The 2,580-nt window shown below is 46.4% G+C and carries 3 protein-coding genes; all 3 read left to right on the top strand.

Translation table 11 applies throughout. The features are described 5' to 3' along the window. Positions 1 to 46: 46 nt before the first annotated feature. Positions 47 to 892 (top strand): class 1 fructose-bisphosphatase, encoded by an 846-nt coding sequence (locus tag A2517_RS10815; RefSeq protein ID WP_294896915.1) that lies wholly within the window; start codon positions 47 to 49, stop codon positions 890 to 892. Continuing rightward, the gene (locus A2517_RS10810; protein ID WP_294896913.1) at positions 876 to 1,067 is read left to right on the top strand and encodes a hypothetical protein; all 192 of its coding nucleotides are present in this window, start codon (positions 876 to 878) and stop codon (positions 1,065 to 1,067) included. The genes A2517_RS10815 and A2517_RS10810 overlap by 17 nt, the downstream gene beginning before the upstream one ends. 12 nt (positions 1,068 to 1,079) lie before the next feature. After that, positions 1,080 to 2,580: methionine--tRNA ligase (metG, locus tag A2517_RS10805; RefSeq protein ID WP_294896911.1), on the top strand; the 1,501-nt coding region annotated here is incomplete at its 3' end.

The following is a 2,580-nucleotide window of genomic DNA, read 5'->3' as shown; positions in this document are numbered from 1 at the left end:
CCGATCAGGTGATCGAGTGGATTTTAGCTCACGCAAAGGTTATGAAATGAATGTTATTTTAGAAGCGATCCAAAAAAGTGCCATACGGATCAAACACGCAATCGATGTCAAAGATATCGGCTATTCCCAAGAGCAAAACAGCTCCGGTGAAACCCAGCTTCAGCTTGATATCCAAAGCGATTTAATTATCGAAGAAGAGTTGAGTCAGATTGCAAGTGTCCATACCATTGCAAGTGAAGAGAAAGAGCTTCCTATGGTTCTCAATGAAAGCGGCCGCTTTTTTATCGCCTTTGATCCGCTTGACGGCTCCTCTTTAGTCGATGTTAATCTCAGTGTCGGTTCTATTTTCGGAATTTATGACGGAGCTTTTACCCCTACTAAAATGGTTGCAAGCTGTTATGTTGTCTATGGCCCGCGTGTTGAGCTGGTCTACGCCGATGAGCACAAAGTCTCCCTCTATCTCCTCCAAGCGGGAGAGTTTGAGTTTGTGAAGCATATCCACTTGAATGAAAAAGGGAAGATCAATGCACCCGGCGGTACACAGCAGTGTTGGGCACCGTTTCATAAAGCGATGATCGATTCCTTCTTCGCACGCGGCTATCGCCTCCGCTACTCCGGCGGTATGGTTCCCGATTTGCACCAAATCCTCCTCAAGGGGGGCGGATTATTCAGCTATCCGGGTGCCAGTGATAAACCGGAAGGGAAACTTCGTATGTTGTTCGAGGTATTTCCTTTCGCCTTTATCTTCGAAAAAGCCGGAGGTAAAGCGGTGGATGGAACCAAGCGGGTTTTAGAAAAAGAGCCTGCACACGTTCACGATACCAGCCCATGCTTTTTCGGTTCATCTGAAGAGATAAACGAGGTTTTGAGTGTCTATGCCGGAGCAGAGTGAATACGAAGCACAATTGGATGAAGCTATAAAAATTCTCCAAGAGTGCCAACAAGAGCAGAATGTGAGCAGTTGCTATGTCTGTGAAAAATGTATCGGGTGCGAAATTCGCGCCAAATACATCCGTGCCGTCTATGAGAGTATGTCCAAAGGTGAAACCGGCGGGTTTGATTTTTAATAAGGAAAATAAATGAAAAACTATATTACCACCCCTATTTATTACGTTAACGGCGAAGCCCATATCGGTCATGCGTACACAACGTTCATCGCCGATACGTTGGCACGTCATTCACGCCTTCTCGGAAACGAGACCTATTTTCTTACCGGAACGGATGAACACGGTCAAAAGATCGAAGAGGCGGCAAAAAATCTCTCCAAACCGACACAGCAGTTTGCCGATGAGATCAGCGCGACGTTTCGTACGTTGTGGGATGAGTTTGATATTAGTTACGATCAATTTATCCGTACTACCGATGAAACCCATAAAAAAGGGGTTCAAGCCGCATTTTTAAAAATGCATGAGAACGGTGATATTTATAAAGACTTCTATGAGGGGAACTACTGCGTCAGCTGTGAAAGCTTCTTTCCCGAATCTCAACTCATGGACGGCGGCGGCTGTCCTGATTGCGGCAGAGCGACTACCATCGTAAAAGAGGAGAGTTATTTCTTCCGTCTCTCCAAATACGAAAAACCTTTGTTAGAATATTATGAAGCCCATCCTGAATTTATCCTCCCTAAATCACGCCGTAACGAAGTGATCAGCTTTGTTAAGGGGGGATTGAATGATCTCTCCGTCACCCGAACCAGCTTTAGCTGGGGTGTTCATTTGCCCGAATCGTTGAATGAGCCGAAACACGTTATGTACGTTTGGCTTGATGCCCTGATGAACTACGTCACGGCTCTCGGATACGGCTCTGATGAAGCTAAAATGGAGTTCTGGCCTGCGACTACCCAATTGGTTGGTAAAGATATCCTCCGTTTCCATGCGATCTACTGGCCGGCATTTTTGATGAGCCTCGGATTGCCGTTGCCGAAACATATCGGTGCGCACGGATGGTGGACACGCGACGGCGAAAAGATGTCAAAATCCAAAGGGAATGTTGTCGATCCGCGTGAGGTTTCCAAACACTACGGTGTTGAGAATTTCCGCTATTTCATGATGCGTGAAGTACCGTTCGGACAAGACGGTGATTTCTCTCAACGCGCATTGATCGACCGTATGAACTCCGATCTCTCCAATGATCTAGGGAACCTTTTAAACCGTATCATCGGAATGTCAGAGAAATACTCCGACTTTGTCATCAATAGCTGTGATGTTGAGAAATACCATGCCAAAGAGCTGAATGATGCCCATACCCTCCTAAACTCTCTTGAGACCTATCTAGGTGAGCTTCAGCTCCATCGTTACCTCGAAGAGCTGTGGAAAGTATTCACCATCGGAAACAAAGCGATCGAAGAACACGCTCCATGGGTGAAGATCAAAGAGGGTCGTAGCGATGAAGCCCTCGCAACGGTTGCATTGGTTGCCAATCTTTTGGCAAAAGCTTCCGTGATGCTCCACTCCATTATGCCAACCACTACCGCTACGATAGCCGACGCACTCGGATTTGAGATTACGACCGAGAGTTATAACCGCCTCATTGTTAATAAAGGGCTTCTAGAGACCTTTACGATCAAAAAAATCCCTCCTC

It is taken from the genome of Sulfuricurvum sp. RIFOXYD12_FULL_44_77 (genome assembly GCF_001830725.1).
Taxonomy (GTDB): domain Bacteria; phylum Campylobacterota; class Campylobacteria; order Campylobacterales; family Sulfurimonadaceae; genus Sulfuricurvum; species Sulfuricurvum kujiense_A.
This window is presented reverse-complemented; position numbering and strand designations above follow the sequence as displayed.